This is a genomic window from Trichocoleus desertorum ATA4-8-CV12 (assembly GCA_019358975.1).
GTDB lineage: Bacteria > Cyanobacteriota > Cyanobacteriia > FACHB-46 > FACHB-46 > Trichocoleus > Trichocoleus desertorum_A.
In genome coordinates, this window is record JAHHIL010000011.1 from 53,665 (window position 1) to 80,228 (window position 26,564).

A 26,564-nucleotide genomic window follows, 5' to 3' on the forward strand; every position below is an offset into this window, starting at 1 on the left:
CTCATCATTTTGTAGTTCATTAAGCACTTATCCAGACATGACTACTACTCTACAGAGACGCGAAAGCGCCAACCTGTGGGAGCAGTTCTGTAACTGGGTCACCAGCACCGACAACCGCCTCTATGTAGGCTGGTTCGGCGTCCTGATGATCCCAACCCTGCTCTCTGCTACCATCTGCTTCATCATCGCCTTCATCGCCGCTCCTCCCGTCGATATCGATGGTATCCGTGAGCCCGTCGCTGGCTCCCTCATCTACGGCAACAACATCATCTCTGGTGCCGTGGTGCCTTCCTCCAATGCGATCGGCCTCCACTTCTACCCCATCTGGGAAGCCGCTTCCCTCGATGAGTGGCTCTACAATGGTGGCCCTTACCAACTCGTGATTTTCCACTTCCTCATTGGCGTCTTCTGCTACATGGGTCGTGAGTGGGAACTCTCCTACCGCCTCGGCATGCGTCCTTGGATCTGCGTCGCTTACTCTGCGCCTGTCGCAGCCGCAACCGCAGTCTTCCTCATCTACCCCATCGGCCAAGGTTCCTTCTCCGATGGCATGCCCCTCGGCATCTCCGGTACCTTCAACTTCATGTTGGTGTTCCAGGCTGAGCACAACATCTTGATGCACCCCTTCCACCAACTCGGTGTGGCAGGTGTGTTCGGGGGCGCTCTGTTCTCCGCGATGCACGGTTCCTTGGTGACTTCTTCCTTGGTGCGTGAAACCAGCGAGAACGAGTCTCAGAACTACGGTTACAAGTTCGGTCAAGAAGAAGAGACCTACAACATCGTGGCAGCTCACGGCTACTTTGGCCGCTTGATCTTCCAATATGCGTCCTTCAACAACAGTCGCGCTTTGCACTTCTTCTTGGGTGCATGGCCTGTGATCGGCATCTGGTTCACGTCCTTGGGCATCAGCACGATGGCGTTCAACCTGAACGGATTCAACTTCAACCAGTCGATCATCGACTCTCAAGGTCAAGTGATTGGCACCTGGGCTGACGTGTTGAACCGTGCGAACCTGGGGATGGAAGTGATGCACGAGCGCAACGCTCACAACTTCCCCCTCGACCTAGCTGCTGGCGAAGCTGCTCCTGTAGCGCTGAGCGCTCCTGCTATTCACGGTTAATCTCTAGCTAGTCCCTAGTTAGAAGTAGAGCGCTCTCCTCACGGGGGGCGCTTTTTGCATTACTAATACTTAACCCTGTTAAGATTAGAGTTTCTGAGTTATGTAAAGAAGTATGGGCAACACGTTTGGGCATCTCTTTCGGATTACTACGTTCGGAGAATCCCACGGCGGTGGGGTAGGTGTCGTGATCGATGGTTGCCCCCCAACACTAGAGATTTCCGCTGAAGAAATTCAGTTTGAACTCGATCGCCGTCGGCCTGGACAGAGCAAAATCACCACCCCTCGCAAAGAAGCCGATACCTGTGAAATTTTATCTGGGGTGTTTGAAGGCAAAACTCTAGGAACTCCGATCGCGCTCCTGGTGCGGAATAAAGATACCCGCTCTCAAGACTATGACGAGATGGTCGAGAAGTATCGTCCTTCTCACGCCGATGCTACCTATGACGCTAAGTACGGGATTCGTAACTGGCAGGGGGGTGGGCGATCGTCTGCTAGAGAAACCATTGGTCGAGTCGCAGCAGGGGCGATCGCCAAAAAAATCCTCAAGCAGGTCGCTGGGATCGAGGTCGTAAGCTATGTTAAGCGCATCAAAGACTTAGAAGCGGTGATTGACTCCAAAACAGTCACCCTAGAGCAAGTTGAAAGTAACATTGTGCGCTGCCCTAACCTAGAATGCGCTGAACAAATGATCGCCCTTGTGGAATCGGCTCGCGATCAAGGTGATTCTCTAGGCGGGGTCGTTGAATGTGTAGCCCGCAGCGTACCTAAAGGGCTAGGCTCTCCAGTGTTTGATAAGTTGGAAGCTGATTTAGCCAAAGGCGTAATGTCTTTACCTGCAACTAAAGGTTTTGAAATTGGCTCTGGCTTTGCTGGCACCTTAATGACAGGCAGCGAGCACAACGACGAATTTTACATTGATGAAGCGGGTGAAATTCGCACAGCAACTAACCGCTCTGGCGGAGTTCAAGGTGGCATCTCTAATGGAGAAGACATCGTGATTCGGGTTGCCTTCAAGCCCACCGCAACGATCCGAAAAGAGCAACGTACTGTTACCACCGAAGGTGAAGAAACTACTCTCGCTGGCAAAGGTCGCCACGATCCTTGCGTCTTACCCAGAGCAGTACCGATGGTAGAAGCGATGGTCGCTTTGGTGCTTTGCGATCATCTCTTGCGTCACTACGGCCAGTGCAAGGTGTTGTAGGCGATCGCTCAACTTGAGACAACAGAAATTCCGTCTGGGGGAGCTTTAGAGTTTCTCCGAGTTTTCTATAGCTTATTAGGTGTTATGTCACGGCACCCACCTTAGAAAACATCGATAGCCGTGTTGCTCTGTAACCTCTGCACCCAATCGGTGATAAAAACTAAGTCCACGAGTATTGCGAGCATCGGCATTCCAGGCGAGATGAGTACAACCGTTTTCTTGAGAAATTTGAGCCAGCCGAGCCATTAACGCTGCACCCGCCCCTTGGCTTCTCATTGATTCATCCACATACAGATCATCGAGCCAAATACTGGGTTGACCTGCAAATGACGAGTATCTAAACCCATACAAGGCAAAGCCAATTTCACCCCCTGAAGCCCCTGCAAATAATACGTAAGAAAAAGGTACTGTTCCAAAAAGAGTTTTATGTATTTTTTCTTCGGATGTCCGCAACTCACCCAAAAAAGCGCCAATATTTCGATCAAATTCTGCTTTCTTCTTAATGAACGAAAAAACAAGCCCCACGTCATTAGAATTAGCAGACCTGATGCTCATTCGTTAACCTCTTGACCGCAAGAAAAAATGGCAAGCTTTAACAAGCTAACTTAGTGGTTTAACCTGTACATCACGATACTTCTGCTTCAGGCTTTCTGGCATCCGAATGGGTTTGTTGTTTTGCAAATTAACAAAAATACCAACTTGCTCGCCGAAAGCCGCTACTTTACCGTTCACATTAATCTCTGCCTTAACACTCAGTCGCAACGATTCCATCGTCTTGAGCCACATTTTGCCGCTTGGGGCATCAGAAATTCTGATGGGCTGCTTGTAATCAATTTTTGTTTGCACAATAACAGGCGCAATTCCCTGCTTGAGTTGTTCGTCCAACGGAAAGTAGCGCGCTAACATCTCTAAGCGCAAATCTTCTAACCAACGAATGTAAACGATATTGCTGACGATACCTGCAAAATCAATATCGTAAGTTTTAACTGGTAAAGGTATCTCAACTTCGAACGGTTGTTTCTGAGTTGATACGTCCATATATAGCTTTTAAGTTGCAAGTTAAAATGTAGCTTAGCGGCATAACTTGTAAAATGCAAGTAAGCAAGCTTCTGCATTTAGCTATGACCCAACCCACGCGCTCTCCTTGCCCTGTCTCCTGTACCTTGGATTTGATCGGCGATCGCTGGACGTTACTTGTCATCCGAGACATGATGTTCTTCGGCAAGCAACGATTTGAAGAGTTTTTAGAATCCCCTGAAGGAATTTCGACTAATATCTTGGCAAACCGCCTTAGACTACTTGAGGAATTAGGTTTAGCAGAGAAGCAACCTTACAGTAACCATTCCCGCCGAATGAACTATCAACTTACGGAGAAGGGAAAAAGCCTGCGTCCTGTTTTGAAAGTAATAGCTTCTTGGGGCTTGAAGCATATTGCTGACACACAGATTCCCCAGAGTGATTCGTGGGATGCCAATCACTCCACGAGTACCTTCAAAACAACTGAACCATAAATGTCAACAGACAAGCTTCTAAGTACTGCGCGAAATCTATCACCACTGAATTTCAGGCGACGTGCATCAGTAGGCCTATAAAATTTTGCTGACAAATCCGGCGGGTCATCAACCGCCAAAAATCCTTGCCTACAACTTGCCTAAATTTCCAGCCTTATTGATCGGCGCTTATCAGCCTTCATCCAGAATCCCTTTTTCGAGAGCGCTTGAAATTTAGGCTATAAACGACTGTCTGCGAGAATTATAGATAATTAGTTCTAAAGGCGGCACCCAGATTCGAACTGGGGGTAAAGGATTTGCAGTCCTCTGCCTTACCACTTGGCCATGCCGCCAACCTTTCAGGATTACAAGTATATCAAATCTTTCGAGAGATTTATCATCCAAATCAGATTTTATTCCAAACAAATCATTTTTAACCAGAGCGCGATCCATCAGCAGCGATCGCCGATTAACTGGCACACTCTCCACTTCCATTTATATTTGAGCTTGAGGTTGCCAAATCTGCTTTGGATCGCAGCTCACCCGACTCTCGTCAGCTCAAGCTTTACCTAGATGGAGTCTAGAATATCCAAGTTGAGCGAGTCGAGTCTATTAGCTCGATTTGGCAACCTGAGGCTGTTGATGAATTAAGCAGAGTTGATCACTTAGCCAAACCAGTTTGAGGGGGCGCAACCTGAGTTTAGCTCTGAAGGAATATGATGACTGACCCAATCGGCATTTTCTTCCACAATGCGCTCAATTCCTTCCACGACCATCAGTCGTAAGCGATCGCGTAAGGAGCGAGGCACTAAGGCTGGGTCTGTTTCCAACTCGCTGTGCTCCTCAATCATGGCGTAGCAGGCTGGCACACAATTGAGCACGTAAGCAATAAGCTGCTCGCGTAATTCTGGTATCGCAAACGCTTGACGGTAGGGATGGTAATGACAGGTATCTAAAACGTTTTCTACTTCTAAGGAAACCAATGGAAGCGTTAGATTGGCGATAGTTTTAGACATTTTCCTAACTCCAGCTTTCTATAAATGCATGGAATAATCGGCAACTACCTCACGCCATCCGAAAAAGTTTTCTAGAATACAGATTCCATTAATATGCATCTAGAACTTTAATTACAGGATAGTTTTTTCCATAGGAAGCGGAAACGGCTTTAATATTTATTATTGCTCGTCTACTTTCAGGCTCATTGCCTTAGCAATCTAATTAAAATTGAGAAGCTAATAAGGGCAGCGACCACAGAGTACTTGCGGACGAAATGCTAGCACCGAACTTGAGGGTCAAGCTGTAACCAATCCAGGAACAGCTTTGAGTGATTGAGCTGATTGAGCTTCAAGCCGTACTCACCAGTCTCATAGCCTAATAGCGAACTTTAACTAACTCAGGTTTGCTCTCACTCATTCCACTACCCACCTTCTATCAAGCTAGGTATGAAACGTCACTTAGCCTAATAAAAACTAGGGGTAGGAAGTGGGGTTGCAGCTTCAGAGGGGTAGGGTCTCTAGTGGAATATCTTGTATCGAGTAACTACCGAAAATTTTGAGAGTTTCAGTATAGTTTTTTAGCTCCACTAAAGCAGCTTGAACAGATGATTCTCGCAAGTCTGCTTCAAAGTCCATAAAAAACAAATAATCACCGAGCGATCGCTTGGTAGGGCGAGATTCAATGCGACTCAGGTTAATTCCTCGTTCGGCCAAAACTTGCAGGGGTTTTACCAAAGCTCCAGGTACGTTAGCCGCAACACTAAACCCTAAGGAAGTATGAGTGCCGCCAAGGGCAGGATCTAGACTCAAGACCCAAAACCGTGTGCAGTTGCCAGGGTAGTCATTAATCGGATGAGCCAACATCGGCAAATTGTAGAGTTGGGCGGCTCGTGGAGAAGCGATCGCGCCAATGGTAGAGTCGTCATCCAAAAACTGGAGGGCTTCAGTCGTGGAATTGTTGGCGACTAACTGAGCTTGGGGCAGAAACTTTTCTAGCCATTCTTGGCACTGAGCCAGGGCTTGGGGATGAGAATAAACCGTCTTGATTGCTTCTAAACTTTTCGATCGCGACAGCAGCGCATGCACAATCGGTAAAACCAAGGCTTGCTGAATCTGCAACCGATCTAGCTGCCAAAGCGTATCTAATGTAATGGTAACGATCCCTTCAATCGAGTTTTCTACTGGCACGACTGCCATTTGGGTATCATCTTGGGCTACGGCTCGCAGAGTTTGCCCAATATTGGAGTAGGGGCAAAGCAGAGTGGATTGGCCTGTCGCTTGGGATAAATGGTGCGAAAAAGCCAATGCTGCTGTCTCTGCATTGGTACCAGAAGGCCCCAAATGCGCAATTGATACCGCCATAAAATCTAACTATTGCTCGATAAGTCTGTATAGGTCTACCAGATGAGAAGAAGCTGAAGTAATTATTTTTATAAAGATTCTTAAAAGTCAAATTTAATTATTTATCATGATTCGTTGACCGAAACCCAGTCTGCACAAGGCTAAGCCCAATTGCTCTCTCGAAAGCCTGAGATTCACACTATAAAAAAACTGTAAAATTCAATGAATAGCAACAGCACCCATACTTAATCCTCGCATGTACACTCGCTTTGTAGCATCCCAAGGGGTGGAAATCGCCGTTCCAGAACAGCCCATTCCCATTCAACACTATTTACGCCAACCCCAACGCCTCGTGAATGCCTTGGCTGACCCTAGCCGAGTGGAACTGCTGACAGACGAATGTTTTCGCTTAAAAATGCGTCCCCTTTCCTTCATGAATCTCAGCATTCAACCCACTGTGGACATGAGAGTCTGGGCTGAGCGTGAGGGCACAGTGCATTTAGAGTCTGTCGGCTGTGAGATCCGAGGGGTGGAATATATCAATCAGCGCTTTAGTCTCAACTTAGTGGGTCAATTGTCTCCAGTCCTGCTGTATGGGGTGACTCACCTGAAAGGACAAGCTAACTTAGAGGTCAAGGTGGAGTTGCCACCTCCTTTTTCATTCATGCCCCGCTCTTTGCTGGAAGCTACAGGCAACGGTCTGTTAAAAAGCGTTTTGCTGACGATCAAACAACGATTAATGCATCAACTGTTGTCAGACTACTGCCGATGGGTTCATGCCCAAGCAGAGGAAATCACCTTGCCACCCACTAACCTATCAGTCAATAGTCCTACAGCGTAGCTGGCCCTAAGTCTAATTGAGTCGAGATAGGCGCGATCGCCTCGCTAAGCGCTCTAGTGCCCAGTTGATTTACCCGACAGGGACTAAACGAACGTCGATGCAGAGGAGATGGCCCCAATCTCTGCAAAGCTTGGCGATGTCGTGCCGTACCATACCCTTTATTCGCTATCAAATCATAGGCTGGGTAATGCGCTGCCAAACGAGCAATGAATCTGTCTCGCCAAACCTTAGCCACAATACTAGCAGCTGCGATCGCGACCGAATGTTGATCGCCCTTCACCAAAGTTTGTTGAGGGAGCAATAACGTCGGAATTTTTTGATTCCCGTCAATCAAACACAAGTCGGGCTGGACTTGAAGCTTCAAAACAGCCCGCTGCATTGCTAGTAGCGAAGCCTGAAGAATATTCAGTTGATCAATCTCGGCCACAGAGGCAATACCAATTTGGCAATCCACAGCAACGGCCCGAATCTGGCCCACTAATTGCTGCCTTTGCCCACTCGACAACTGTTTGCTGTCAGTTACACCTATATCAATCAAGGGCAATAGCGTCTCAGGTGACAAAATGACTGCTGCGGCTACAACTGGACCAAACAAAGCACCTCGACCTACTTCATCCACCCCAGCAATCAGCTGCTGAGTGTAGCCAAAGTCTGGCGCTTCCAGAAGTTTTAGCTGCTTCACCGCTTCACCTGCATTGTCACCTGAAGACTCCTAGCCGTTGATTAATCGTCCGTGTTGGACGCTGCATCAGCCGCAGCCGAGGAACGCCGACGCCGACGCCGAGCAGAACCTAGTTTGTCTTCTGGTTCTGCCGCTGTGGGAGTGGCTACATCAGCAACAGTTGTCTCAGCCTGAACTGCCTCTCTCGTATCTCCAGCCGTGGTTGGAGTTTCTGGAGGTGCCGTTTCTAAAACAACCGTTGGGGTATTTCTGACCGGAGGAGCTACACGAGCTGTCTCGGTAGCGCGAGGTGCCACAAAATCGATGGACGGCGCAGCCCCATTCTCAGTTGGCGGTACTGGGTTACTGGGCAGAGGTGCCTGTCCCGGTAGAGCGACTTGGATCACCGCAGATTTAGGGTCCTTAACTTCCTGGTTTAGCAGGACTAAGGGAGAAATACCCATCAACGCAAATACGTCCTGCTCTTCCGGCGTCATCTCAACGGTGAAAACTTCCGGCGGTTCAACCACGGGCTTGATAAATTCTCGCTTGGCGGATTTAACGCGCTCTGGCCTTTCCGGTTCAGCTTCCTTCGGAGCAACGATGGGAAAGTCTTCTAAAGGTGCCACCGTTTCTGGTTCAGGGACATACTCCGCTTTGACCGCGATCGCCTTCACAGGAATCACTTCTCTAGAATTGACGGGCCCCCTGGGAGCAACTTCACCCTCACCTAAGGTAATGCGGCGACGACGACGACGACGATTGTTACCAGGACCACCCCGCTCCTGATAATTAGGATGGTTCATCAAATCTGGCTCTAGCGGATCGCTACCACCATCAAACTCCAAGTCATCTCCCCGTCCTTCCCAAGCATTAAAGGTAGCGGGTTCAGGATTGAGGGGCTCTCTGTTAATCGGTTCCCTGCTAATCGGTTCTCTGCTAACGGGTTCGCGATTGATCGGCTCTCGGACTCGCACACGCAATTCTGTACTGGGAGCAGCAGATTCCCTCATGCCCAACGTGCCCGATCGCTCTGCTACATCGGTGTCGTATTGAGGAAGTTCTCCTGGCAAGTGAACGGTGTGCCCTAAACCGCCACAAGTTTGGCAAGTGCGACCAAACAGTTCATAAATATTTTGGCCTTGGCGCTTGCGGGTCAGCTCAACTAGACCCAGCTCTGACAGTTGAGCAATTTGGGGTCTGGCCTTGTCTGATTTCAGGGCTTTGTTGAAGTGCTCCAGAACTTGCAACTGGTCGCGCCGAGTATCCATGTCGATGAAGTCAACAATGATTACACCAGCCAAGTTGCGTAGGCGCAGTTGACGCGCAATTTCAGTCGCGGCTTCACAGTTGGTCCATAGCACCGTCTCGCGGGCCGTGGCAGAGCGAGTGAAAGAGCCAGAGTTCACATCAATGACAGTCAGCGCTTCAGTAGGCTCAATAATGATGTAGCCACCGGAAGGCAGATCCACTCTTGGTTTAAGCGCTTCCCGGATCGCAGCGTTGACGCGGAAGTACTCCAGCACCGAGATGCGATCGCGATGCTGATCAATCAACACTCCTTGAGGCGATCGCCCACCGCTCCAGTTCATCAAGTGCTGCTTCACCCGCTTGAGACCCGTGTGAGAATCTACAACAATCCGATTCACCTCACCACTGTACGTATCTCGCAACACCCGCTGAATGAAATCATCATCACGGTTTAGCAAAGCAGGTGCTCTAGTAGAGCTGGCTTCCTGCAAAATAGACTCCCACTGCTTTTGGAGTGCTTCTAAGTCTTCCAGAATCGCTTCTTCAGCCATTCCTTCGGCTTCAGTTCTGACCAGCAGTCCCATCCCAGCAGGTTTAATTAAGATAGCGAGGGCTCTCAAACGGTTGCGCTCGTTTTCGTTGCGAATCCGCCGCGAGAGGTTAACCCCTTTACCGTAGGGCATTAAGACCAAGTAGCGTCCTGGCAGTGTGATATTCCCTGTGAGTCGAGGCCCTTTGTTGCCTGTCGGCTCTTTCATCACCTGAACTAAGACTTTTTGCTGGGGAGCCAATAGTTCGGTAATGGAAGCGGCGGATCGCCTTAAGCGCAATGGGCCTAGGTCTGTCACATGGATGAAGCCATTCCGCTCAGAATCGCCGATGTTCACAAAGGCAGCGTCAATGCCAGGTAGAACATTCTCAACGACACCCAGGTACACATCACTAATCTGGTGGCTACCTGTGGCAACAATCAACTCTTGGATTTGATCTTCAGAAAAAACAGCAGCGATGCGATGCTGCTCAGCGATAATAATTTGTTTTGGCATTCAATTTCCTCAAAAATTGGCAGCAGTAAAGGCACCACAACACTTACGCCTCTAACACTTTGCTGGCTTTAAGCTGACGTCGGAGAAAAGCAGACTGAGTGCATCTCAGCCGGGTGAGGTGCAGACCGCCTACAGAACAATCGAATGAAAGAATCGATGATTGAATGAACAATCAGCAATCAGGCGCTAACGAGTGCAGTAATCTAAGACAGAACCTTCCTGTAAAGGGTTAGGTACTGGAAGCGGCGGAATCGCAGGCGGCAGAAAGTCTTTCAGAAGTAGGCTAGAACATCCTTTCTTAGGCCACTACTCAGCGGCAACTCTAAAGGCTTTTGTTCTTCAACTACTTCTATCTGAGAAGCATTATAGCGTGCAGATACTTCGATGCTACCCTGTTAGGTTGGCAGCGATTAAAAATAAGCATACCGCTTAATTCAGGAAAAGGTTTTAATCTTCAGAACTTCCTGGGTTGCGGTTTATCAAGTTGAATCCCAAAGTCCTCAACAGTTGGGCGGGCAGGCACAAGACCTGCCCCTGCTGAGACATCATTACTGAGCGGATACGGCTAAAAAGAGTTGGTTCCGATGGGTATGCAAGAGCCGCAGTTCTCTTTGAGATACTTGTTCCAACATATAAAGCACTTGCTCTGGCTTGAGTAAGGTACCGTCATTACGGCAACTACCGACGAAGCGCAAAGGAGTGGTTGCCTGATCCAACTCTGGGTGAGTAGGCAGCAAGGCTAGCTCGAACAAGCGATCGCGCAGGTTGATAGTTTGCACTTTGCCCGATTTGGTAGTTTGCTCCCAAGCGATCGTATCCTGGGCCTTAACGGCATCAATCCAAGCTTGCCATTGTTCAAGAGTGGGATAGCTAGGACTGGCTAATTCTTCACTAGCGGCCACGGTGAGCGTAATCCAGTATTCAGCTTGCTCTAGTAACTGTGTGGCTGAAGGTGTTTTAAGATCCACGACTTCCGTGCGGTAGATTGGAATATCGCTGGGTAAGCAAGTCGCCAACTTCTGTTGAAACTCCTCAACATCAACAGGTTTCGTGAGTTCAAAGTCAACAATTTCACCTGCACTGGTGGCACCCAAAGGCAAGGCATTAGCGATAGAAATGCGGGGCATGGGGTGAAAGCCACCCGTAAAGGCAATCGGTAGTGCAGCTCGGCGGATGATCCGATCCCAGAGCCGCACCAAGTCTAGGTGACTGACCAAAGCCATGTCGCCCTGTTTGCCAAACCAAACCCGAATTCGTTGCGATCGCTCTTGATTCGGCGTGAAGTGACCTTGGAATTCAGGGATAGGTAGTGGCGCAATCACTACGTTATGACCAAAGTCTGGCCCACAAACCCCACAGTGAGAGCAACCTTCAAAGGAGCAGTCAGGAACGATCGCAGTGGCTAAAGCCCGTAGCAAGTCTTCTTTAAGCCACTTTTTGTCAATCCCAGTATCTAGATGGTCCCAAGGTAGCGGGGCATCTAATCGCGCCTCTAAGTCGTCCTCACTAGTCGGTTGGGCGGCAGCAATGGAGTCACTAGCAATGGGTTTATGAGCCACCGAGTCATCTGTTGCCATGAGGCTCCATTCGCCCTGTTCCACTTGGCGGTACTTCCAAGTCAAGCCTGCTTCAGCGATCGCCTGAGTCCAAGCCCCAAAAGCACGCTCCAGACTTTCCCACCAGGAGTCCATGCCTGCACCCAGTTCCCAGGCTCGCCGCACCACAGCCCCTAGACGGCGATCGCCGCGACCGACAAAATCTTCCATCGCCGAGATTCGCACATCGGTAAAGTTGACCTTTAGCCCTCGGATGCGCCGGAATTCTTCTCGGAGTAATGCTTGTTTGCGCTGAAATTCGGTGGTTGAAACCGAGTGCCATTGAAAAGGGGTATGAGGCTTGGGAGTGAAGTTAGAAATTGTCAGATTGAAGCTGAAAGATTTGCGGCCTTTGCTGCGGCATTCTTGCTGCAACCAGCGCACCGTTTCGGCAATGCCAATCACATCGGCATCAGTTTCACCAGGCAAGCCAATCATGAAATAAAGCTTAACTTTATCCCAACCCTGCTCATAAGCAGTTTTCACGCCCCGGAGCAATTCTTCGTTCGTTAAGCCTTTGTTAATAATGTCGCGGAGACGTTGCGTTCCTGCTTCGGGGGCAAAGGTTAGTCCCATTTGGCGCGTACCGCCAATCATGTTGGCAATATTTTCGTCAAAGCGATCCACCCGCTGGCTTGGCAAAGAAAGGGAAATATTCTCATCTTTCAGCCGATTTTTAATCTCTACGCCCACAGCAGGGAGCGCTAAGTAATCGGAACAACTCAAAGACAATAAAGAAAACTCGTTATAGCCTGTAGCTCGCATCCCCTGCTCGATCGCGTCTACAACCTGCTCGGGTTCTACATCTCTGGCTGGCCGAGTTAGCATTCCGGGTTGGCAGAAGCGACAACCACGGGTACAACCCCGACGCACCTCAATAGTGAGGCGATCGTGAACGGTTTGGACGTAGGGCACTAAGCCAATCGAATAAGCAGGTAGAGGTGCAGCCACCCGCCGTAAAACGCGATCGGGCACATCTGGGCGATTGGGATACACCGAACCATCCGCCGCCATATCGTAGAACTGGGGCACATAAACCCCCGGAACTTGGGCCAGATCTAAAAGTAGTTGTTCTCGGTTTAGCCCTGCCGCCTTGCCTTCCTCTAGAACTAGACCAATCTCAGGCAACAGTTCCTCACCGTCGCCCAAAGCAATAAAATCGAAAAATTCTGCGTAAGGTTCTGGGTTGGAAGTAGCCGTCTGTCCCCCTGCAAAAATCAGCGGGTAACTGCCTTGCTGAACGTTCCAAGGTTCTGTTGTGGCTCGTTCTCGCCAGGTGAGCGGCATGCCAGCCAGATCAAGCATCTCCAAAATGTTGGTAGCCCCTAGCTCATAGCTGAGGCTAAAGCCAAAAATATCAAAATCAGTCAGCGATCGCCGTGACTCCACCGCAAACAGCGGCGTTTGAGTGCTGCGTAGCTTACTTGCCAAATCTGGCGCAGGCAAATAAGCGCGATCGCACAACTGCCGAGGCTGAGCGTTGAGAATGTTGTAGAGGATGATGTGTCCTAGATTCGACGCACCTACCTCATAGATTTCTGGGTAAGTCAGGACCCAACGCACTGAGGCACTATCCCAAGCCTTATGAACAGCTCCCAGTTCATTGCCCAAATAGCGGGCGGGTCGCAAGATTTCAGGGGTCAGTAATTCTTCGATTGCAACTGCCACGGCAAAAAGCTCTCTTCTGGTTCCAGCAACTGCGACTGTCTTTCAGTTAGTAGTTCGCCCTACTACTATACTGAAATGTCCTGAGCAACCGTTCAAGCAGTTGTGGAACCAGAGACTGGGGCGGCAAAGCAAGGCACTTTTGAAAGGAGTGCTTTTAGCTGTGAGATTTAGGCAGCAAGCGCGATCGCCGCTTCAAAGGCAGCTCGGTTATCAAAGATTTCGAAAATGCGATCGAGCTGGGTCAACTCAAAAATAATCCGGATGGGAGCTGAGATGCAGCAGAGGCTAAAGCGACAATTGAGGCGCTGAGCCAAGCTGAGCGCAGACACCAAACCCATTAGACCAGCGCTGTCTAGGGACTCTACTTGACTCATGTCGATCAGCAGCACTTGAGGTTGTTGTGAAGAGATAGCGGTCGTTAGTTGCTGCTGAAACTCAACGGCATTTGAAGCATTGATATGACCGTGAGGTTGAACCACTGTAACTTGAGGCTGAAGCAGAACACTTTTCATAACCGCAATCCTGTTAAGCGCTAAAAATCAAAGAACTTTGAATACGATGTTTTGACCATAATCGGTCTCCTTCGTATTCGCCTACTGCCCTAGGGTTATTTTGCGGAATCTTCATAAGACAACCCCGTATGTTTAAAGTTTTAGGTAAGTGTTATTACGGAATGGTATGCCAGACTACTGATTCCTAGTTTTCAGGTCGAGCTGAGACCAGTCTTAAAATATGGCTCCTTTACCTAGTCCTCTCCGGAAGTAGAGCCCTATAAAAAGCCTATAAAATTTATTCAGGTAGATATATAAGCAATATTTTCATCCTGCATAAGGTAGAGAATTTGAAGAACAAAAAACTGGCTAAAGCTTGCCTGAAAATGAAGTACTCTAAAAAGATCCAACATCAGCCACAAGGTTAGGCTAAGAGTAAGCTCTTTAAGCAGTAAACCTTTCAGCCGCTACAGTCTGACTCGATTGCTGGCTATCAGGTAGAGTTGACTAGTTTTGAGCAAAGCTTAAACCCAAAAAAGCAGGCCACTAATCTTTTAGAATTACTTTGAACCTCCCTAAAATTGTCAATCATTCAATAGAAAGGTTTACTACTCCTTAAATTCAACCTTCTTCTCTGCCGAAATTGTTGTGTAGAGTACAGCCGCAGATTCAGAATTGTAGTAGTGCTGCTAAAATACTTAAACCTAAAGCTGCTATTTTTAATCTTTTGTTAACCTTATTAAAAGTATTTAAAGACATTGTATTTTGATCAAATTCATACTGGATAAGGCTTCCCTCACAACACGGGAATTTTTGAGTTAAATCGTGACGAGGATCACCCAAAAAGATAGTTTCTGATCACCTTTTTACTTATAAGCTCGGTGGAGAATTCTAAGTATGAAGTTCTAGTGATCCTGCCATGCAAGCGACCGCTGTTATTCGACGCTTAGTAGAAAAAGCCCTATATTTCAAGCAGTTAACTCCTGATATTGAAAATGAAATCAACTATGAACTAACTCGCCGGGGTTATATTTCTGACGTTGATTACGAAGCCCTAGAACTATTAATGGCTGAAATGGATGCAGGTCGAATTCGACTAGTTCCTAGTCCTTAGCTTGCTTCGATCAGAGACTTTCTCAATTCAAAGCTAGTGCTCAACAAATTGCTGTCAATATCAGGGTGCATCTGAATCGCGCTGGAATACCAGATCAACAACTGCGGACTACGCTCTGGTAAGCCCAAAATAAATTTTTTCTATGCCCGAAAGGCGTCTGGAGCCGCTGCCCAAACTTGGTGCATAAAGTGCTTAAGCTGTTGATGAGCTATTTGTGCAGTTTCCGGGTGAGCCTCAGCCTCTGAAGCGTAAAGGGTACTCAGTAGAGGAATGACCTCAGTATCTAAAGCAGGCTGGAACAATAGCGCAGGCCAGAGCAAATCGGGCGCTTGACGTAAATCGTAAATGGCTGGCGCCGCTTCCTCAACAGGTTGGTAGTAACCAGCGGCAGGATCACAAGCAACACCTGTCACGAGCGCTAAGGGCCGAGACCAATACATTTGGCGCGATACCACTTGCTGAATTAGCTCAACATAAACGCGATCGCGATCGTGCTCTAGATAAAGAATCTGATGTGGCTGCAAATCGTTAGGGCGGTCCATCAACACAGACGACAGAAGAACTACAAGTTCCGCGTCCTCCTATTCTAGAAGTTAGAAGTGCCTCTCGCAGAAGAGTAATTTCGCTGATAACAGTCACCAGATTAGGGAATTGAGTATTATTAGGTAGAACTAGCCATGAGCTACCTGATTGGTTTCAACTAAAAATACCCACACAATCCTAAGCAGCAAAGTTAATGTGGTGGAATAGTAGTACCAAGCCTTTACCTGGCAAACAGGACAGCTACAACCAATGAGTCTTTTAGCAATAGTAAGTTAATTAGAAGAGAGGAGAGCAATGTCTGTCGAGACCATTGAACAGCGTTCAACGGCCCGTAAACTTGCGCCACGCTACCGGGTTTTACTGCATAACGATGACTACAACTCTATGGAGTATGTGGTACAGACTTTGATTCATACAGTGCCTAGTCTGACTCAGCCACAGGCCGTCAGCATCATGATGGAAGCCCATAGCAATGGCATGGCTTTAGTCATTACCTGTGCCCAGGAGCATGCTGAATTTTACAGCGAAACTTTAAAAACTCATGGCCTTAGTAGCACAATCGAGCCAGACGAGTAAAAGCCACAAAAGATACTCCTAACTTGAAGCTCCATCTGACTCGTCTAGCTCATTACCCTGCGCCGATTCGCTTAGCGGTTTTCGTAGTTTCCCTGCTGCTGGTCTGGCTACCTGTAGCAGGGCCGATTTATTGGTTGCTGGATGATCAGAACCTGATTAGCATTCTGACCCTGACCTTGCTATACATCGAATTTATCTTGTTAGCGCGGTTTTGGGGACAACAGGTTTACCAAGACACAACCATTCTGCGAAGTTATGGCCTGAAGTTTTCGCGCCGGAATGGGCTGGAGGTGCTGAGTGGTTTGGGGATTGGGTTGGGTAGCTTATTAGGGATGTTTTTGCTGGAAGGAGCGCTAGGGTGGCTCAATTGGCAAGCTCCCACTGTGTTCCTGCCTCAGATTATTCTAGAAGGGCTGCTTGTTTCTCTAGGAATTGGATTTGCCGAAGAGTTATTTTTTCGTGGTTGGTTGTTTCATGAGCTGGAGCGAGACTATCGGCCCAATACAGCCCTTGGGGTTACTAGTACCGTGTTTGCGTTGGTTCACTTCATCAAACCGATCGCGGAAATTCGCCGCACTTGGACAAATTTTCCAGCTTTGGTGGTGCTGGGATTAGCCTTGGGTTGGGCGAAGCAAGTAACTCAAACGACAGTCAGTGAAACATCTAATCGAGTCCGACCACGTTCTCAAGGGCAGCTAGGGTTGCCGATTGGCTTGCATGCAGGACTAGTTTGGGGTTACTACATCATCAATGTTGGGCAACTGATGCGTTATTCCGGTCATGTACCAGAGTGGGTAACAGGAATTGATGGCAACCCCTTGGCTGGAACTGTAGGAATTTTGTGCTTGAGCTTGATTGCTCTAGGCATGAATCTAGCAGCTAGAAAACGGCAAGCGATCGCCAAATAGTACCAATCAGCTCCAGCCTCAATTTCTATCAGATTCTATCGGGTCTGAGCAGCAGGTGACAGGGCATCCAAAGCAGTTCCCAATAAGCAAGTGCCCGCCAAATTCACACCATTCAAATTGGCATCTTTAAGTTCAGCACAGAGCAAATTAGCCCCACTTAAGTTAGCTCCTGCCAAATTTGCGCCTTGCAAGTCGGCTTCTTCTAAATTCGCTTCACTCAGTAAAGCTCCTTGTAAATCGGCTTGACTCAGGTTAGCGCCTTGTAGGTTTGCTCCACTCAGGTTAGTGCCTCTCAAATCGGCGCTCCGCAGATCCACTCCTTGCAAATTCACGCCAACTAAGTTGGCACCGCTCAAAAAAGCGCCCGTGAAGATGGTCTGAGTAAGCTTAGCCCGCATTAAGTTAGCGCCTCGCAGATTGCTGCCTCGTAGGTCTGCGCCTGTGAGATCCGCCTGCATGAGATTGGCCCCTAGCAGATTAGTCCGCAAATCTGCCCCTACCAATTGCGCTCCAATTAAGTTGGCACCATCTAAACGAGCTCTTGCCAGCTTAGTACGGTTGAAGTTAACCCCTACTAGGGATGCACCCGCTAAGTTGACACCGCTTAGATCCAGGTTGGAGAGGTCTTCATCTTCGAGATGGACTCCCGCCAACTGCTTCAACTGCCCAGAGCGAATTGCCTCAATGTCCATGAGTACCTCCTACAGCTGCCGTCTTCTCGGAATTTTCAGTGCTGCTGAAAAGAGGATAGGCTACTTCTTCTAATCGAGCATCCAGTAACCACATCCCAGAGGTAACGCGATGAGGGGTGAGGGGTAAGCTGAGACCTTGTTGTAGCCCACACACCATCAAAGCGAGAACATCTACCAGCTTGGGGTCCCAACGAGTACCTTGATGAGCTTGGCATTCAGCTAAAACTTGCGATAGCACTGCTTCTAAATTGAGCGTGCGATCGCCCTGAGCCTCACCCTGAGCATTCACTAGCCGCAACTCAGCGACTCGCCGTTGAAAGTTCTCTACCAGCCCTAAAATCCGGGATTCCAGGGGAATCTCATCACCCGCCAAGCCAGCTGGATGACCAGAGCCATTCCACCACTCGGTTTGGTGATTGATAATCGTGGCGATCGCACTGAGACGAGGCAGAGTTCTGAGAACTTGGGCACCCGGCACTAGGGGACAACTCAGCGGACAACTGGGCGCTTCCTCTTGAGCTTGGAGAGCATGTCCTCCAGATAAGGTCTCTACTTCCTGCATGGGAGCAATGCGGTGCAGCATACCAGCTAAACGGAGACGGTGCAGTTGCCACGCAGGTAGATCCAGGAGTTGGCCCATCATCTCGGCCAAGGCCGCTACTTCAGCCGCTGCCATCGGATTTTTAATATCAGTCAGGTCACTGAGTTGAGCAATTCGCAGAAATGCTTGCAGCTCATTCGAAATCAAGTTGTGATCTAAAACATCGGGATGTAGAGCTTCGGTAAAGGGGAGTTGTCCTATATCTTGCTGACTGGCTTTGAGGTAATCAACCACCCGTGAGACCACTGCACAAAGATCGTCTGATTCAGCCTGGGTCGCTTCGTTAGCGATCGCAGCGGCTTGAGCTTGGAGGTTTTTTTGCAGCTCTGGATTGTAAGGAGCGAGATGAGCGATCGCTAACTCGACAGTTTCTTGTACCAAGTTCGGTTCAAACGTCCAGAAGCCATAGAACTTACGCTCGCGGTCTTCTGTAGGTAAACCCCCAGGGCCGTAGTCAGCCGCAGATAGCTCTTGGCACAACACCATCGCCGTGTAGGTGGGTGAGAGAATGATCAGGTGCCACTCTTGAGCGACTGGGTCTGCTGGCTCCAGACCGACTATCGCTACATTCTCACGTTGGCTAGTGGGGTGTTCAGTAAAGCCTGAGTCAGGCGCAGCCATAATTACGACTTGCCGCGATCGCGCCGCTAGATCGCCATAACGATCCGCTTCCTGCAAATACCATTTACCCCGCTGAAAGGCAGTAATCACCAAAGGTGGACTGCTACAACTGAGAATGCAGTCCTCCAAGGCGTGACACAAAGCAACTAAAGTGTTTTTGTAATAAACCCCAAAGCTAAGGGGGCGCTTGCCTGTCTCACCTGTTTGATGAGCCGCCTCTAGCTTTTGCAGAATAGAACCTTCTAACATGATTGAAATATCACTAGGAATGCGTAGTTCAAGCGTACGGTGGTAAATGCGCCTCAGTCATAAGTAAAACTACTTCTTTAGCGCTCAATTGTGATAGACGCTATGAGGCAGAAGTCACCAGTTGTTTCTCCGTCGGGGCGATCGGAGCCGTCAAAGCTTCCTCTAAGTCAGCTCGGCCTAGCTTACCTTCGAGGATATTCATCACTTCACGGCCAAAATCATTGGGATTTTGCTTCCAGGCTTGCAAACAAACCTCACCAAAGAACGAACCCATAGGTTCTGGATTCCACAGCAGTTTCTTGGCAGTCCAAGGCATCAAGCTCATGGGGTCGTAACCAGCCTGCAAAATTCCTTTATCTAGAGCGTATTCTTCTAGATGAGTATGGGGTTGCAAGCCAATAAAGAAGATGGCAGGCTCTACCTTATCTGCACCGAAGATACTCTCCAATTCCCGGTGATAGGCGATCGTTTGCCGAATCGTTTCGGGTCGCTCGTCAATCACATTAAACGAATAGTTCACAGAAACGACATCGTTAAAGCCCGCCGCCTTGAGGTCACGGCAGTTTTGCAGTACTGTGCGCAAGTTGTAGCCCATCCGCATTTTACGAACTAGCTCCTGAGAACCACTGGTAATGCCGATCTCAAAGTAGTTCATGCCAGTTTTGACCATCAGGTCGCAGAGCTGCGGAGTCAGGTTATCCGCTCGGATGTAAGCAGCCCAGTGAACGTCTTGCATGCCCGAATCAACAATTTTTTGCAGTAGTTCGATCGCGTCATCAATGTACTTGCGGGCGGGAATAAACTGGGCGTCGGTAAACCAAAAGTTGCGAATGCCGCGATCGTAGAGTTGCCGCATTTCAGCCACCACCTCGTCGGCTGGATTCACCCGGACTTGCTTTCCTTCCACCACTGTATAGACGCAGTAGCAGCAGTTATGAGGGCATCCCCGCTTGGTTTGCACCCCTACATAGAAGTCGCTCTCTTGGAAGTAGTATTCAAACTCAGGCCAGATGCTGTTGATGTAGTCGTAGTTGCAGGCCGTTTTCTGGATTGGCGTGGGCCACTCATGAATCAAGCGATCGCGCGGTTTGGCTTCTCCCACCACATAACAGCGCTCATCTCGAAAGTCTTGGCCTCGAAGCAGCTTCTCCAGCAGCGTTTCACCTTCCCCAACAGACACAATCGTGCCTGCGGGCAACTTCTTGCCTAACTGCTCATAAAAGACGCTAACCGCTCCCCCACCCACCACTAGGCGAGCTTCCGGGTGATATTTTTGCGATCGCTTCAAACCACGCTTAATCAAGCCCAAATTACGCCAAAGTTCTGCATAGTAGGCACTGGTAACTCGGAAACCGCCCAAAGCCCCCCGCAGCTTCACAAAAGGGTTGCGAGCGTAGAAAAACTCAAAGGCATATTGCAAGGGATTGCCGCCCCGACCTCCAACAGGCGCGTAGATCTGAATGTCTCGCCACGAAAAAACTAGCAACGTCGGTCGAAACTGATCTACACAAGCATCTAGAGCGGAAGCAAAATCTAGCGGCGGCACCGTTCCCAAATCAAAAATCCGTTGTTCTAATTTGGGAAACAGCTTATGCAAATGATCGGCTAGATAGACAACTCCTAGAGGGAAGATCGGATTGCAAGGAAGGCGAACGTAGAGAACTCGATGGTGCATCACGGTGTGGTGTTAAGAATTTTTGAGTCTCACAATCAAGCTTAGAGAAGAATTTTCAGGGTGGGATGAGCGGTTAAGCCACCTAGAACCAGTCGAGGCAAATGAGGTTGCCTACGTGTCACTGGCAGTTCTGGGTTCAAATCTTTAAAGACAAACTCAACCACATCGGCATGTTTACATCAATTCTGAAAATTGTTTTATATAACTTTACGATACCATTGGCATTCCTAGTTGGCATGGTGATTTTTCGCTCCCACTTAAAAAAGCTGAGCACCTGGCTCTGGAATAGAGCCTCCTAAATGCGTTTGTAATTTTGTATCTGTAGCTTTGTAAAAAGTTCGTGAATTCTTTGTGAATTCTGGTCAGTTCAATAATTCAGTAGGCACCCCAATCAGCAGCTTTCCAATCCGATATATCTCTCTCTCGATAGAGATATTGACATAGACATGGGATCAAGAAACTAGATGGTAGTCATGTTTACAGCTACCGGGGATCGAGAGTGATAGTGTTCCGAATATAAGTCTACCTAAAGCGTTAAGCTCCTCAAAGTTATGGCTCAACTCCTTGATCCAGTCCCATCTGACCAGCCCAATCGGATTTTTTGCTGCTATGTTAACGCCACTAGCCAAATTCAGATTGCTCGGATTACGAATATAGCGAATTGGTATTTTGAGCGGGTCGTGTTTCCAGGCCAACGGCTACTGTTTGAAGCACTCCCAGAGGCTCAATTAGAGATTCATACAGGCATGATGGCAAGTGCTATATTATCGGACAAGATCCCCTGTGTCCAACTTTGGATTGAAGCTGAGGTATATCCAAGCATTGATGCAGTGGGTGAGCAGCGTAAAGAAGAGAAAAATGAAGGGCTCAGCGTCACAGAATCTTTGGCGGCTACAGCTTGACGTGAATTCAGCCTGAGGAGTGATTGCAGATAAAACAAGCTGAATGAGACAAGCTGAATGAGAAACTTTAGGGTTTCCAATCTGTGGAAGTCCCACTTAATACATAGGTTAATTTCGCTGAAATGATGATAATAGGAAGACGAAAGTCATCAGTCTGTAAATAGTTTTGAATCTACCCTCGTTTCTCTGGCTTTGGAGAATTGCTGCCTGGTCAATGGGCTTCTCGCTTTTGGCCTACGTGCTTTTAGCCATGACTGGCGTCTGGATGTCTCAAGTTCGATCCACTGGCCAACCTCATCCAAACTGGTTGCGATCGCTGCACTACACCCTTGGTAGAATTCTTGGTTTGCTAGTGCTGCTGTTGCTAGGAATTGGCTTAGTAGGAACTGTAGGACATTATGGCTCCTTGGGCCATTCCATTCATTTGCCTGCTGGCTTAATCGTGGTGGCTTTAGTTGCGATTTCTTTCTGGAGTGCCACCCAAATCAACCCTGAACGTAGTTGGGCGCGATCGCTGCACATCAGCACCAACCTAATTCTGTTCTTAGGGTTTATTTGGGTTTCGGTCACAGGCTGGGACGTAGTACAAAAATATTTACCCTAGCTAGAACCCAGAAAAAAGCACCAACCTTAAGAGATAGAGTGTTACAGGCATAACTTCCGTAAAAATCCCCCGCTTGGGGGAATGCTATTTACGGAATCTTCAGTAAATATGCTGAATATCTACTGGTACGCTGCTCTAAATTTTCAGCTATGTCTTACCGTCCTGTCTCTCGTGGGTTCGTGGTCATCGATCCAAATGGAATGCCTCTACTAGAAGCATCTCAGCAAGGACGTTACGCTTTAGTGTTTTTAAGCCAAGCAGATGTAATTCGCTATCGTCAGCGAGTGACAGAAGTACGCAAGGCTGCTAAACAAGATTATGCGATCGCTGCTATGCCCATGCATCGAATTCAGCGCTTGCTCAGTCAAGAAAAAGTAGGCTTCTGCGTAATCCAGAATTGGGATGCAGTTGCCGCTTAATGGGTTAGAGTTGCTTGCTCGAAGTTACTTGTCCAGAAGCCATCACTTCCAGAAGCCATCACTTCTGTTTGAAGTGTTGCAAAATTCCGGAAATCTCTAAAATTACTTTAACCTGTGGCTTCACGCCTTGCAGAGCGAACTTAGCCCCTCGTTGGCGAGACTTCATGAGACCCTCTAGGATCACCTTAGTTCCGTCTGGATCAACAAACTGAGTTGCACTCAAATCAAGCACAACGCCTCCACCTGCTTGAATCTTTGCTTCCAGATCTTGGGCCAAAAACGTAGCAGTGCAGCAGTCAATCCGCTTCGGAGCACGAACAATTACAGGAACGGTTACAGAGTTAGACATAGGACATCACCTCGTAGTCCTATCTAACGCTGTAGGCAGTTACAGCACATCCGTAAAAATCGATTTGTATCTTAGGCTACTCTTGAGCCTCCTCCGTGTGATTGCGGCTGTGCTGTAACAACTCGCATTACATTTGGGGATGAGGCAGCTTTTGAACTTTGCTTTTGAACTTTCATAAGGTTGGCATGTTCTGCCCCTAGAGCGGCGCAACAGCAAGAGTTAGCCTACAGTGGAAAAAGAGTATTCTTCAGCGCGATCGCGAGATTAAACTGTGTCTTCAGAGTCCCCTACTCCTCTTGATTTAACCTCCCCTCCTGTAGCGTCATCGCCCATAACCTCAAGCCAGTCCCTAGAGCTAGCTAGCTTTGGCATCTCACCCTTGATCCGTCTGACCCTCCTAGGACTCTACGCAGCTTTAACGGTACCGTTGCCTTTTTTGACTCAAGTGACCAGTGCTCCCGTACCTCCTAGCTGGCTTTGGGTGGGCATTACCCTTGGCGCAATCGCCCTTTACGCCGCCTTGAGTGAGCAGGTGGTATTAAACCGAGAGGGAATTCAAGTGACCTACCCACGTTGGGTGCCTGGATGGTTACGTCGAGGCTGGGTACTGCCGTGGAAAGAAGTTCAAGCTTTGAAGCCACGCTCCACTGGGCAAGGAGGCTTAGTTTACTACTTCTTAAGTAAAGCTGGAAAAGCTTATTTGCTGCCCATGCGCGTCTCTGGATTTGCCAAGTTAGTGCAACAAGTGCAACAACAAACAGGCATTGATACAACCGATGTACGGCCTCTAGCCCAACCCTGGATGTACTTGATTTTGTTAGGGTTGACGCTCATGTTATTAGCAGTAGACAGTTGGACGATTTGGACAGTCTGGACACAGGGATACCCCTCTCCCTTAAACTAAGTTGACGGTCTGTGGACGCCAAGATAGTACCCTGCCAATGGAACAAACTGCCCAAATGCATTTGCAGCAGGTTAATTTAGCCGCTTCAGTTGGAGCCCACTATCTGCTGCAAAACATCTCTTTTGAAGTGTTTCAGGGCGATCGCATTGTCCTGGTAGGGCCATCCGGGGCAGGCAAAACCTCCCTGCTGCGATTGCTCAATCGCCTGATCGAACCCACGCAGGGAGCCATCTATCTAGACAACCAAGAAATTCAGCAAATTCCAGTCATTCAGTTGCGGCGGCAAATTGTTTTAGTGCCTCAAGAATCCAAACTTTTGGGCATGACCGTGGAAGCGGCGCTAACCTATCCCTTGACACTGCAAGACCTCCCTCGCACCACCATTACCCAACGTTTGCAGTACTGGCTAGAACAACTGAACATTCCCTCCGATTGGCTAGACCGCACCGAGGTGCAACTTTCGGTCGGTCAACGGCAAGTAGTCGCGATCGCACGAGCCTTGATGCTGCAACCCAAGATTCTGCTCCTCGATGAACCCACATCAGCGCTAGATGCAGGGCGAGCCGCGCATGTGCTCAAAGTTTTAACCGAGGTGGCAGAAAGTGGCCAAATCACCCTCTTAATGGTCAATCATCAACTCGATTTGGCTCAACAGTTTTGTACCCGCCTCCTGTATTTACAGCAAGGCCAACTCCTCAAAAACTTGCCAAGCCAAGCCATAGACTGGGCCGACCTACGCCACACCTTAATTCAAGTAGAAACCGCAGCCGCTCAAGAGTGGATGTGAGCAAGCGTTAAAAATGGCGACCATCACTAGTAGCCATGCGGGAAGCAGCAGGCGCAGGCAAAACCCCTGGTCTTGCAGGTGAACGCTCCGACCCTAGCGGAGAGACAGGCGTCAAAACCTCTAAATTAAATCGATAACCAACGTTGCGAACCGTTTGAATTAAGCTGGGTTGGCGAGGATCTAGCTCAATTTTCTTGCGCAAGGACAGAACATGAGTATCGACGGTTCTAGGGTTATCGATTTCATCGGGCCAAGCTCGACGTAACAACTCGGAGCGGCTTAAGGGAGAACCGCCCGCTTGAGCCAGAATGTATAGCAAACTAAACTCTTGCGGGGTCAGATCAATAAACTCACCTTGAAAGCGGGCTCGGCGTTGGACTAAGTCAATCGTGAGATCTCCATACTCCAACTGTAGAGGGGCAACCACTGAACGAGTGCGTCGAGTCAGGGCTTCTACTCTAGCTTGGAACTCCTGCATCCCAAAAGGCTTAGTGAGATAATCATCAGCCCCCGCTTTTAGCCCTTCTACAATATCTGCTTCAGTATTGCGAGCCGATAGCATCAAAATCATTGACTGCTGCTGTTGCTGCAACCAGCGACAGAACTCTAATCCATCTCCACCGGACAGGTCAGAGTCAAGGATAACTAAGGTGGGTTGGCGACTTTGGAACACCTCTCTAGCTTGGTGGATATCGGCTGATTGATGAACCCAGTAACCTGCTTGCTGCAGATGCCAACCGAGCAGCGATCGCAGGTGAGGGTTTCCTTCCACTATTTGAACACAGACAGCTCCCACGGAGGCGTACTTTCCTTTGAGTGATTGTCCTCCAACTTAACAGAGCATTTGTCATGGGTTTGTAACCCCTGCTACTCCCCTCATGGCTGCTGAACGAAGAAATTATAGTATCTGTCCCTGAGGCTATGACTTCTGGCCCATAGGACAGCTACAGGTTAAGGGTAGAATATGAATATCAACATCCCTCGATTCTCAGCTCACCCGTAGTAACGGAATTCTTAACACTAACCGGGGTTTACTCGTTGAAGGTGGTGAAGTATTACCAACAGCGCTTGTAGTAGTGAGTCAATTAGGCCCAACCCGAGAGCGGCATTGCGATCGCCTCAACCAAAGCAGCCTAATCTACATGTCCATACTATTTCCGCAAATTAACGACCTAACCTTAACAACTATGCTTCAAGATACTCAGACCATCCGCTACTATCAAAAACTCTCCGATGCCCTTGGCGAACTTTGGAACCGGGGCTATCGCTTCGATGATTTGCGTCTCTACGTCGATGGCTATCTAGCCGCTCTCCGACACGCTAATACAATCGAGCCCTACCAAATCCACCGTTTAGAAGAAGAAATTACTCGTTACCTGTACGACTCTTCGAATTTTGAGAGCCTACAATCACAGACAGACTATTACTAAATAAAGATAAAAAACCAAAATGGGCAGCCTTTCAACTGCCCCTACGTAACTTGTGCTTCCTGTCAGAGCAACCGTTAGATCGCTGAAATGACAAGCTAACTTGACCGCTCAATGTTCTAAGAAGCTAAAGCAACTTCCACCATCTGTTGAAGTTCGCCTTTCTGGTAAAGCTCAATCAGAATGTCCGATCCACCCACAAACTCACCATTGATGTAAACCTGGGGAATAGTGGGCCAGTTGGAGTACTCTTTAATGCCTTGCCGAATTTCGGAGTTTTCTAGAATATCAACGGTTTCGTAAGGTACACCCATCGAGTTCAAGATCTGAACTACGTTGTTGGAAAAACCACACTGGGGCATAAGCTTTGAACCCTTCATAAACACCACAATCTTGTGCTGTTTGAGCAAAGCGTTAATTTGTTCTTGCAATTCTGGAGTCATAGCGGTTCCTAAAAATCTTGGCGATGTCCTCTATAAGATCTAGTGTACTG

Annotated in this window: 28 protein-coding genes and 1 tRNA gene; 13 read left to right on the forward strand and 16 right to left on the reverse strand. The window is 48.5% G+C overall.

The features are described 5' to 3' along the window. Positions 1-37 precede the first annotated feature (37 nt). Complete coding sequence (gene psbA, locus KME12_11215) at positions 38-1,120, forward strand: photosystem II q(b) protein (protein MBW4488347.1); 1,083 nt, start codon at positions 38-40, stop codon at positions 1,118-1,120. Positions 1,121-1,232: 112 nt separating this feature from the next. After that, a complete protein-coding gene (gene aroC, locus KME12_11220; protein MBW4488348.1) occupies positions 1,233-2,321 on the forward strand; it encodes a chorismate synthase in 1,089 nt (362 codons plus the stop codon). Positions 2,322-2,408: 87 nt separating this feature from the next. Here the strand turns inward: aroC and KME12_11225 are convergent, their stop codons facing one another. Together KME12_11225 and KME12_11230 are read right to left on the reverse strand one after the other, a co-directional pair. Continuing rightward, complete coding sequence (locus KME12_11225; protein MBW4488349.1) at positions 2,409-2,876, reverse strand: GNAT family N-acetyltransferase; 468 nt, start codon at positions 2,874-2,876, stop codon at positions 2,409-2,411. 45 nt (positions 2,877-2,921) lie between these two features. Beyond that, positions 2,922-3,359, reverse strand: coding sequence for an acyl-CoA thioesterase (locus KME12_11230; protein ID MBW4488350.1), 438 nt, complete (start codon positions 3,357-3,359; stop codon positions 2,922-2,924). An 83-nt stretch (positions 3,360-3,442) separates the two neighbouring features. On the opposite strand from KME12_11230, the gene KME12_11235 reads away from it, so the two are divergent. Further along, positions 3,443-3,832, forward strand: a complete 390-nt coding sequence (locus KME12_11235) for a helix-turn-helix transcriptional regulator (GenBank protein MBW4488351.1) — start codon at positions 3,443-3,445, stop codon at positions 3,830-3,832. Positions 3,833-4,093: 261 nt separating this feature from the next. On the opposite strand, the gene KME12_11240 is transcribed toward KME12_11235, so the two are convergent. The 3 genes from KME12_11240 to pheA form a co-directional block, all read right to left on the reverse strand. Beyond that, positions 4,094-4,164, reverse strand: a tRNA-Cys gene (locus KME12_11240). Positions 4,165-4,476: 312 nt separating this feature from the next. Continuing rightward, entirely contained in the window at positions 4,477-4,827 is a 351-nt protein-coding gene (locus KME12_11245) for a hypothetical protein (protein ID MBW4488352.1), read from the reverse strand. Between the two features lie 480 nt (positions 4,828-5,307). Beyond that, positions 5,308-6,168, reverse strand: a complete 861-nt coding sequence (gene pheA, locus KME12_11250; protein MBW4488353.1) for a prephenate dehydratase — start codon at positions 6,166-6,168, stop codon at positions 5,308-5,310. A gap of 235 nt (positions 6,169-6,403) precedes the next feature. Between pheA and KME12_11255 the strand changes: the two genes are divergently transcribed. Further along, positions 6,404-6,988: a DUF1997 domain-containing protein gene (locus KME12_11255; GenBank protein ID MBW4488354.1), complete on the forward strand. Its 585-nt coding sequence runs from the start codon at positions 6,404-6,406 to the stop codon at positions 6,986-6,988. Here KME12_11255 and KME12_11260 read toward each other — a convergent pair. The 4 genes from KME12_11260 to KME12_11275 form a co-directional block, all read right to left on the reverse strand. Then, a complete protein-coding gene (locus KME12_11260; protein MBW4488355.1) occupies positions 6,978-7,652 on the reverse strand; it encodes a ribonuclease HII in 675 nt (224 codons plus the stop codon). The two genes, KME12_11255 and KME12_11260, sit on opposite strands and share 11 nt — an antisense overlap. Before the next feature lie 59 nt (positions 7,653-7,711). Continuing rightward, positions 7,712-9,946, reverse strand: coding sequence for an Rne/Rng family ribonuclease (locus KME12_11265; GenBank protein ID MBW4488356.1), 2,235 nt, complete (start codon positions 9,944-9,946; stop codon positions 7,712-7,714). 548 nt (positions 9,947-10,494) lie between these two features. Further along, on the reverse strand, positions 10,495-13,209 hold the full coding sequence (locus KME12_11270) for a TIGR03960 family B12-binding radical SAM protein (protein ID MBW4488357.1): 2,715 nt from the start codon (positions 13,207-13,209) through the stop codon (positions 10,495-10,497). A gap of 167 nt (positions 13,210-13,376) precedes the next feature. Further along, positions 13,377-13,721, reverse strand: a complete 345-nt coding sequence (locus KME12_11275; protein MBW4488358.1) for an STAS domain-containing protein — start codon at positions 13,719-13,721, stop codon at positions 13,377-13,379. A gap of 898 nt (positions 13,722-14,619) precedes the next feature. Between KME12_11275 and KME12_11280 the strand changes: the two genes are divergently transcribed. Further along, positions 14,620-14,814 (forward strand): hypothetical protein, encoded by a 195-nt coding sequence (locus KME12_11280; GenBank protein ID MBW4488359.1) that lies wholly within the window; start codon positions 14,620-14,622, stop codon positions 14,812-14,814. 140 nt (positions 14,815-14,954) lie between these two features. Here the strand turns inward: KME12_11280 and KME12_11285 are convergent, their stop codons facing one another. Beyond that, a complete protein-coding gene (locus KME12_11285) occupies positions 14,955-15,356 on the reverse strand; it encodes a hypothetical protein (protein MBW4488360.1) in 402 nt (133 codons plus the stop codon). 295 nt (positions 15,357-15,651) lie between these two features. On the opposite strand from KME12_11285, the gene clpS reads away from it, so the two are divergent. Then, the gene (clpS, locus tag KME12_11290; protein ID MBW4488361.1) at positions 15,652-15,933 is read left to right on the forward strand and encodes an ATP-dependent Clp protease adapter ClpS; all 282 of its coding nucleotides are present in this window, start codon (positions 15,652-15,654) and stop codon (positions 15,931-15,933) included. 23 nt (positions 15,934-15,956) lie between these two features. Continuing rightward, positions 15,957-16,841: a CPBP family intramembrane metalloprotease gene (locus KME12_11295; GenBank protein ID MBW4488362.1), complete on the forward strand. Its 885-nt coding sequence runs from the start codon at positions 15,957-15,959 to the stop codon at positions 16,839-16,841. Between the two features lie 35 nt (positions 16,842-16,876). Here the strand turns inward: KME12_11295 and KME12_11300 are convergent, their stop codons facing one another. The 3 genes from KME12_11300 to KME12_11310 all read right to left on the reverse strand — a co-directional run bounded on the left by KME12_11300 (position 16,877) and on the right by KME12_11310 (position 20,679). Beyond that, complete coding sequence (locus tag KME12_11300; GenBank protein MBW4488363.1) at positions 16,877-17,533, reverse strand: pentapeptide repeat-containing protein; 657 nt, start codon at positions 17,531-17,533, stop codon at positions 16,877-16,879. Then, positions 17,523-19,004, reverse strand: a complete 1,482-nt coding sequence (locus KME12_11305) for a metal-dependent phosphohydrolase (GenBank protein ID MBW4488364.1) — start codon at positions 19,002-19,004, stop codon at positions 17,523-17,525. Before KME12_11305 ends, KME12_11300 begins: the two co-directional genes overlap by 11 nt. 100 nt (positions 19,005-19,104) lie before the next feature. Then, positions 19,105-20,679 (reverse strand): B12-binding domain-containing radical SAM protein, encoded by a 1,575-nt coding sequence (locus tag KME12_11310; protein MBW4488365.1) that lies wholly within the window; start codon positions 20,677-20,679, stop codon positions 19,105-19,107. 551 nt (positions 20,680-21,230) lie between these two features. Here KME12_11310 and KME12_11315 point away from each other — a divergent pair. The 3 genes from KME12_11315 to KME12_11325 all read left to right on the forward strand — a co-directional run bounded on the left by KME12_11315 (position 21,231) and on the right by KME12_11325 (position 22,604). Then, positions 21,231-21,581, forward strand: a complete 351-nt coding sequence (locus KME12_11315) for a DUF1830 domain-containing protein (protein ID MBW4488366.1) — start codon at positions 21,231-21,233, stop codon at positions 21,579-21,581. 166 nt (positions 21,582-21,747) lie between these two features. After that, positions 21,748-22,185 carry a DUF4079 domain-containing protein gene (locus tag KME12_11320; protein MBW4488367.1) on the forward strand — a complete coding sequence of 146 codons (438 nt, stop codon included), beginning with the start codon at positions 21,748-21,750 and terminating at the stop codon, positions 22,183-22,185. Between the two features lie 149 nt (positions 22,186-22,334). Continuing rightward, on the forward strand, positions 22,335-22,604 hold the full coding sequence (locus KME12_11325) for a hypothetical protein (GenBank protein ID MBW4488368.1): 270 nt from the start codon (positions 22,335-22,337) through the stop codon (positions 22,602-22,604). Between the two features lie 58 nt (positions 22,605-22,662). Here KME12_11325 and KME12_11330 read toward each other — a convergent pair whose 3' ends face one another. Then, positions 22,663-22,953, reverse strand: coding sequence for an STAS domain-containing protein (locus KME12_11330; GenBank protein MBW4488369.1), 291 nt, complete (start codon positions 22,951-22,953; stop codon positions 22,663-22,665). Positions 22,954-23,284: 331 nt separating this feature from the next. On the opposite strand from KME12_11330, the gene KME12_11335 reads away from it, so the two are divergent. Beyond that, positions 23,285-23,857 carry a hypothetical protein gene (locus tag KME12_11335; protein ID MBW4488370.1) on the forward strand — a complete coding sequence of 191 codons (573 nt, stop codon included), beginning with the start codon at positions 23,285-23,287 and terminating at the stop codon, positions 23,855-23,857. A gap of 37 nt (positions 23,858-23,894) precedes the next feature. Then, positions 23,895-24,644 carry an ATP-binding cassette domain-containing protein gene (locus tag KME12_11340; protein MBW4488371.1) on the forward strand — a complete coding sequence of 250 codons (750 nt, stop codon included), beginning with the start codon at positions 23,895-23,897 and terminating at the stop codon, positions 24,642-24,644. A gap of 7 nt (positions 24,645-24,651) precedes the next feature. On the opposite strand, the gene KME12_11345 is transcribed toward KME12_11340, so the two are convergent. Beyond that, on the reverse strand, positions 24,652-25,440 hold the full coding sequence (locus KME12_11345) for a response regulator transcription factor (GenBank protein ID MBW4488372.1): 789 nt from the start codon (positions 25,438-25,440) through the stop codon (positions 24,652-24,654). 391 nt (positions 25,441-25,831) lie between these two features. Between KME12_11345 and KME12_11350 the strand changes: the two genes are divergently transcribed. Then, positions 25,832-26,074, forward strand: coding sequence for a hypothetical protein (locus tag KME12_11350; GenBank protein ID MBW4488373.1), 243 nt, complete (start codon positions 25,832-25,834; stop codon positions 26,072-26,074). A 116-nt stretch (positions 26,075-26,190) separates the two neighbouring features. Here the strand turns inward: KME12_11350 and grxD are convergent, their stop codons facing one another. Beyond that, positions 26,191-26,514 carry a Grx4 family monothiol glutaredoxin gene (gene grxD / locus KME12_11355; protein MBW4488374.1) on the reverse strand — a complete coding sequence of 108 codons (324 nt, stop codon included), beginning with the start codon at positions 26,512-26,514 and terminating at the stop codon, positions 26,191-26,193. Positions 26,515-26,564 lie beyond the last annotated feature (50 nt).

Bases quoted from the DNA above. Each gene is read 5' to 3' on its own strand.
- psbA (MBW4488347.1), top strand. From the start codon at position 38: ATGACTACTACTCTACAGAGACGCGAAAGCGCCAACCTGTGGGAGCAG.
- aroC (MBW4488348.1), top strand. From the start codon at position 1,233: ATGGGCAACACGTTTGGGCATCTCTTTCGGATTACTACGTTCGGAGAA.
- KME12_11225 (MBW4488349.1), bottom strand. From the start codon at position 2,876: ATGAGCATCAGGTCTGCTAATTCTAATGACGTGGGGCTTGTTTTTTCG.
- KME12_11230 (MBW4488350.1), bottom strand. From the start codon at position 3,359: ATGGACGTATCAACTCAGAAACAACCGTTCGAAGTTGAGATACCTTTA.
- KME12_11235 (MBW4488351.1), top strand. From the start codon at position 3,443: ATGACCCAACCCACGCGCTCTCCTTGCCCTGTCTCCTGTACCTTGGAT.
- KME12_11245 (MBW4488352.1), bottom strand. From the start codon at position 4,827: ATGTCTAAAACTATCGCCAATCTAACGCTTCCATTGGTTTCCTTAGAA.
- pheA (MBW4488353.1), bottom strand. From the start codon at position 6,168: ATGGCGGTATCAATTGCGCATTTGGGGCCTTCTGGTACCAATGCAGAG.
- KME12_11255 (MBW4488354.1), top strand. From the start codon at position 6,404: ATGTACACTCGCTTTGTAGCATCCCAAGGGGTGGAAATCGCCGTTCCA.
- KME12_11265 (MBW4488356.1), bottom strand. From the start codon at position 9,946: ATGCCAAAACAAATTATTATCGCTGAGCAGCATCGCATCGCTGCTGTT.
- KME12_11275 (MBW4488358.1), bottom strand. From the start codon at position 13,721: ATGAAAAGTGTTCTGCTTCAGCCTCAAGTTACAGTGGTTCAACCTCAC.
- KME12_11280 (MBW4488359.1), top strand. From the start codon at position 14,620: ATGCAAGCGACCGCTGTTATTCGACGCTTAGTAGAAAAAGCCCTATAT.
- KME12_11285 (MBW4488360.1), bottom strand. From the start codon at position 15,356: ATGGACCGCCCTAACGATTTGCAGCCACATCAGATTCTTTATCTAGAG.
- clpS (MBW4488361.1), top strand. From the start codon at position 15,652: ATGTCTGTCGAGACCATTGAACAGCGTTCAACGGCCCGTAAACTTGCG.
- KME12_11300 (MBW4488363.1), bottom strand. From the start codon at position 17,533: ATGGACATTGAGGCAATTCGCTCTGGGCAGTTGAAGCAGTTGGCGGGA.
- KME12_11305 (MBW4488364.1), bottom strand. From the start codon at position 19,004: ATGTTAGAAGGTTCTATTCTGCAAAAGCTAGAGGCGGCTCATCAAACA.
- KME12_11310 (MBW4488365.1), bottom strand. From the start codon at position 20,679: ATGCACCATCGAGTTCTCTACGTTCGCCTTCCTTGCAATCCGATCTTC.
- KME12_11315 (MBW4488366.1), top strand. From the start codon at position 21,231: ATGGCTCAACTCCTTGATCCAGTCCCATCTGACCAGCCCAATCGGATT.
- KME12_11325 (MBW4488368.1), top strand. From the start codon at position 22,335: ATGTCTTACCGTCCTGTCTCTCGTGGGTTCGTGGTCATCGATCCAAAT.
- KME12_11330 (MBW4488369.1), bottom strand. From the start codon at position 22,953: ATGTCTAACTCTGTAACCGTTCCTGTAATTGTTCGTGCTCCGAAGCGG.
- KME12_11340 (MBW4488371.1), top strand. From the start codon at position 23,895: ATGGAACAAACTGCCCAAATGCATTTGCAGCAGGTTAATTTAGCCGCT.
- KME12_11350 (MBW4488373.1), top strand. From the start codon at position 25,832: ATGCTTCAAGATACTCAGACCATCCGCTACTATCAAAAACTCTCCGAT.
- grxD (MBW4488374.1), bottom strand. From the start codon at position 26,514: ATGACTCCAGAATTGCAAGAACAAATTAACGCTTTGCTCAAACAGCAC.